This window comes from Actinoplanes sp. NPDC051633 (assembly GCF_040681735.1).
GTDB lineage: Bacteria > Actinomycetota > Actinomycetes > Mycobacteriales > Micromonosporaceae > Actinoplanes.
Genome location: NZ_JBFAZH010000645.1, coordinates 1 through 4,583 on the forward strand (window position 1 = coordinate 1; position 4,583 = coordinate 4,583).

At 70.3% G+C, this 4,583-nt stretch carries 4 protein-coding genes and 1 pseudogene; all 5 read left to right on the forward strand.

Annotated features, from left to right (window positions below; all coding sequences use genetic code 11):
• Positions 1-352: pseudogene (locus tag AB0M20_RS28700) on the forward strand (carbohydrate ABC transporter substrate-binding protein); the annotation flags it as partial.
• Positions 353-358: 6 nt separating this feature from the next.
• Entirely contained in the window at positions 359-1,294 is a 936-nt protein-coding gene (locus tag AB0M20_RS28705; RefSeq protein ID WP_364303431.1) for a sugar ABC transporter permease, read from the forward strand.
• On the forward strand, positions 1,291-2,163 hold the full coding sequence (locus AB0M20_RS28710) for a carbohydrate ABC transporter permease (RefSeq protein WP_364303432.1): 873 nt from the start codon (positions 1,291-1,293) through the stop codon (positions 2,161-2,163). The genes AB0M20_RS28705 and AB0M20_RS28710 overlap by 4 nt, the downstream gene beginning before the upstream one ends.
• Before the next feature lie 15 nt (positions 2,164-2,178).
• A complete protein-coding gene (locus tag AB0M20_RS28715; RefSeq protein ID WP_364303433.1) occupies positions 2,179-3,177 on the forward strand; it encodes an LLM class flavin-dependent oxidoreductase in 999 nt (332 codons plus the stop codon).
• Between the two features lie 74 nt (positions 3,178-3,251).
• Complete coding sequence (gene mycP / locus AB0M20_RS28720; RefSeq protein ID WP_364303434.1) at positions 3,252-4,457, forward strand: type VII secretion-associated serine protease mycosin; 1,206 nt, start codon at positions 3,252-3,254, stop codon at positions 4,455-4,457.
• The last annotated feature ends 126 nt before the right edge of the window (positions 4,458-4,583 follow it).

The following is a 4,583-nucleotide window of genomic DNA, read 5'->3' on the forward strand; positions in this document are numbered from 1 at the left end:
GCAGACCACCGAGGGCGCCAAGCTCGACGCGCTCAAGAAGTTCGTCGCCTGGGTGGCCAGCCCCGAGGGCTGCACCTCGACGGCGAAGGCCTACGCGCCCAGCGGCCCGCTGGCGATCAAGGGCTGCACCCTCCCGGACGACGTGCCGCAGGCGGTCAAGGACGCGCAGCCGTACTTCGACAACAAGAACAACAGCCCGGCGCTGGAGTTCGTCTCACCGGTCAAGGGCCCGGCGCTGGAGCAGATCACCGTCGAGGTGGGTTCCGGCATCCGCAAGGCCGACGCCGGCGCGGCCCTCTACGACCAGGACGTCAAGAAGCAGGCACAGCAGCTCGGCCTCGAGGGCTGGTAGGCCCGCATGACGACGACAACGACGCCGGCGGCGACGCGCGAGCAGCGCGGCGCCGCCGAGCGGCGGCCCAAGCAGAAGCGGTGGACTCGCGAGCGCCACTACCCCTACTGGTTCTACTTCCCCGCCGCCGTCATCTTCGGCGTGCTGTTCCTGGTGCCCACCTTCGCGGCGCTCTACTTCAGCCTGACCCGGTGGTCGATCTTCTCCACCACGTTCATCGGCTTCGACAACTTCGTCTCGTTCTTCCAGGAGCCGGCCCTGACCAAGGGCCTGGTCAACACGCTGATCTACGGCGTGGTGACCTCGGGTCTCAAGGTGGTCCTGGGGATGCTGCTCGCGGTGCTGCTCACCTCGCAGATCATCGCCCGCGGCTACCTGCGGTCGGTGGTGTTCTTCCCGGTGCTGCTCAGCGGCATCGGCGTGGGCATCATGTTCCAGGTCCTGATGAACCCGGAACGCGGCCTGATCAACGACACCCTCGGGCTGGTCGGCATCGACGGGCCGGGCTGGCTGACCAACCCGTCCCTGGCGCTCTTCTCGGTCGCCCTGGTGGACGTCTGGAAGGGCGTCGGGCTGGCCACGCTCATCTACATCGCCGGCATCGTCTCGATCCCGAACGAGTACTTCGAGGCGGCCAAGATGGACGGCGCCAGCGCAACCAACCGGTTCTTCCACATCATCCTGCCGCTGGCCCGCCCGGCGACGGTCACTGTGATCATCCTGTCGTTGATCGGCGGCCTGCGGTATTTCGACCTGATCTGGGCGATGACCCGCGGCGGTCCCGGCTTCAGCTCCGACGTCATCGCGTCGGTGATCTACAAGCAGTACCAAGCCGGGTTCTACGGCCTGTCCACGGCCGGCAACGTCATCCTGTTCGTGCTGGTGTGCGCGGTCGTGGTGCCGCTCTTCTGGGCGCTCAACCGCAAGGAGGTGGACCTGTGACCGCCGTCGCCACCGCCACCACCGCCGCTGCGCCGGCCCGGCGCCGATCGCGGAAGAACTACTGGCTCAGCGCACTGGCCATCGTGCTGTCGTTCATCGTTTTCGTGGTGCCGTTCCTGTTCATGGTGCTCACCGCGCTCAAGGACCGCGGCCAGGCATCGGAGCTGGACTTCTCCTGGCCGACAAACCTCCAGTTCGTGCAGAACTTCCAGGAGGTCATCGAGGCCCGCGACTACATGCTGATCATCGCCTTCATCAACAGCATCATCTTGACCGTCGCCAGCGTGGCGATCCTGGTGGTGCTGTCGGCGATGGTGGCCTACGTGCTCCAGCGCCGGAAGAGCCGGTGGAACGGGCTGATCAACTTCCTGGTGCTGGCCGGGCTGATCATGCCGCCGGCGATCGTGCCGACGATCTGGGTCCTGCAGGCCCTCGGGCTGTTCAGCACCATGCCGGGGCTCATCCTCGTCGAGGTGGCGTTCGGCCTGTCGTTCTGCATCCTGCTGTTCCGGGCCTTCATCGCCACCATCCCCAAGGATCTCGACGAGGCCGCGATCATCGACGGGGCCAGCCCGACCCGGCTGTTCTTCCGGGTCATCTTCCCGCTGCTGCGATCGGTGATCATCACGGTGATCGTGGTGCAGGCGGTGGCCATCTTCAACGACTTCCAGAACCCGCTGTACTTCCTGCCCGGCGACGCCAACGCCACCGTGCAGCTGACCATCTACAACTTCACCAGCCAGTTCGCGACCGCGTACAACCTGCTCTTCATGAACATCCTGCTGATCACCATCCCGCCGCTGGTGATGTTCCTGTTCTTCAACCGGCAGATCGTCTCCGGCATGACCGCCGGCGGGGTCAAGGGCTGAGGTTTACTGGATCATGTGACTGACTCGCGTCCGCTGCGCAAGCTGGGCTTCCTGACCATCGGACTGTTCGACGAGGCCGACCCGCGCAGCGGGCACGAGTCCACCCTCGAGATCATCGAGCTGGGCGAGCGGCTCGGCTTCGACAGCGCCTGGCTCCGGCACCGCCACCTGCAGTTCGGCATCTCGTCGCCGGTGGCGGTGCTGGCCGCGGCGTCACAGCGCACGTCCCGCATCGAGCTGGGCACCGCGGTGACGCCGCTGGGCTGGGAGAACCCGCTGCGGCTGGCCGAGGACTGGGCGACCGTCGACATCCTCTCCGGCGGCCGGCTCAACCCGGGCCTCAGCGTCGGGCCGCCGATGCGGTGGGACGAGGTCAAGACCGCGCTCTACCCGTCGTCCGCCGACGTCGAGGACTTCAGCTACGAGCGCGTGTCCCGGCTGCTGTCGTTCATCCGCGGCGAGCCGGCCGCTCCAACCGCCGGCCAGGTCGGCTTCGAGCGGTTCTCCGACCGGGTGCAGCCGCATTCCCCCGGGCTGGGGTCACGCCTGTGGTACGGAGGCGCCTCACTGCGGTCCGCGACGTGGGCCGGCGAGCACGGCATGAACTTCCTGACCAGCAGCGTGGTGAAGGCCGAGGAGTCGGAGGACTTCGAGCAGATCCAGCTGTCCCACATCCGGGCGTTCCGGGCCGCCAGCCCGTCGGGCCGGGTGTCGCAAGGATTGGTGGTGATCCCGACCGACAGCGCCTCGGCGGAGCAGAAGAAGCGCTACCGCTCGTATTGCGACGCGCGGTTGCCACGCACCGCGACACCGCAAGGGCCGGCCCGGATGATGTTCTCCCCCGACATCGTCGGCAGCAGCGCGGAGATCGCCGAGCGGCTGCACGCGCACGCGGCATTCCGCGAGGTGGACGAGGTGGCGTTCGCGCTGCCGTTCACCTTCGAGCACGACGACTACGTGCAGATCCTCACCGACACGGCTCAGTCGCTGGGACCGGCCCTGGGTCGTATCTGAGCCGGATGTGAGCCGCTGACCGGTTGCGGCCAGCGCCGGCGATGGCCGCGGTCGCGCCGAGACGATTGACGGTCATGGGGATCGCACACGTTCTGGCGGCGGCGCTGACCGCCGTGCCCGTGCCCGTGCTCGCGCCGCCGCCCGGCGCCTGCTCCAGCCCGGACCCGGCCCGCCCGGTGGTGACCGCCGCGCCGTGGGCGCAGCGGGTGCTGGACGCGGCCGCCGTGCTGCCGTTCAGCACCGGCGCCGGCGTCACCGTCGCCGTGGTCGACTCCGGGGTCGACGCCGGTCACCCGCAGCTGCGCGGGCGCGGCGTGGTGCTGCGCGGCGAGGACTTCCACCTCGTCGGGAAGCTGCCGGGCGACTTCGACTGCGACTCGCACGGCACCGCGGTGGCGAGCATCATCGCGGCGCGGCCGGTGGCCGGCGTCGGGTTCGCGGGTCTCGCGCCCGGCGCGACGATCCTGCCGGTACGCGTGAGCGACCGCGGCTACACCGACAGCGGCGGCGTGGCGATGATCGACCCGGCGGTGCTCGCCCGCGGCATCTGGCACGCGGCCGACAGCGGCGCGACGGTGATGAACCTGTCGCTGGCCGGCACCGGCAACGACCCGCTGATCCGCGACGCGATCGCGCACGCCGTGCAGAAGGACGTGCTCGTCGTGGCCGCCGCCGGCAACGGGCAGCAGGGATCCGCCGCGCAGATCTCGTACCCCGCCGGATATCCCGGGGTGCTCGGGGTCGGCGCCGTCGACGAGGCCGGCGAGCGGCTGCCCGGGTCGCAGATCGGGTCGCACGTCGACCTGGTGGCGCCCGGCGGCGGGGTGCTGGCCGCGACCCGGGCCGGTGGACATCAGTACTGGCAGGGCACGAGCTTCGCGGCGCCGTTCGTGGCGGCCACCGCGGCGCTGGTGCGGTCGGCGCGGCCGGAGCTGAGCGCGGCCGACGTGGCGAACCGGATCCTGGCCACCGCGACGCCGGCGCCGGGCGGGCGGGAGTCCTACGGCGCCGGGCTGGTCAACCCGTACCGGGCGGTGACCGACGGCCTGGACCCGGCGGCGCCGGCCGCGGTGCCACCCCTGGTGGTGCCGGCTCGTCCGCCGGCTCCCGCCCGCCTGCCGGCGTGGCCGATCCTCGGCTTCGCCGTGCTGGTCGCCGCGCTGATCCTGCTGGCGGCTCTCATCGCCGTGCGCGGCCGGCGCGCCGGCTGGCGGGTTCGCGTAGCGCCCACCCCGCTCGACCGCCCCGCAACAGCAGAGGTCCCGGAGCGCCTCTTCTGAAGTCCCGTCTGTGGGCTACCACTTTGTTGTGCGGCCCGCCCCCCGGGTTGAGCCCGGCCACGACGTCGCGCGCAACGTTCGTGCGGCCCCGGGCACGCAGCCAGGGGAACCGCTGGTGGCGGTTCC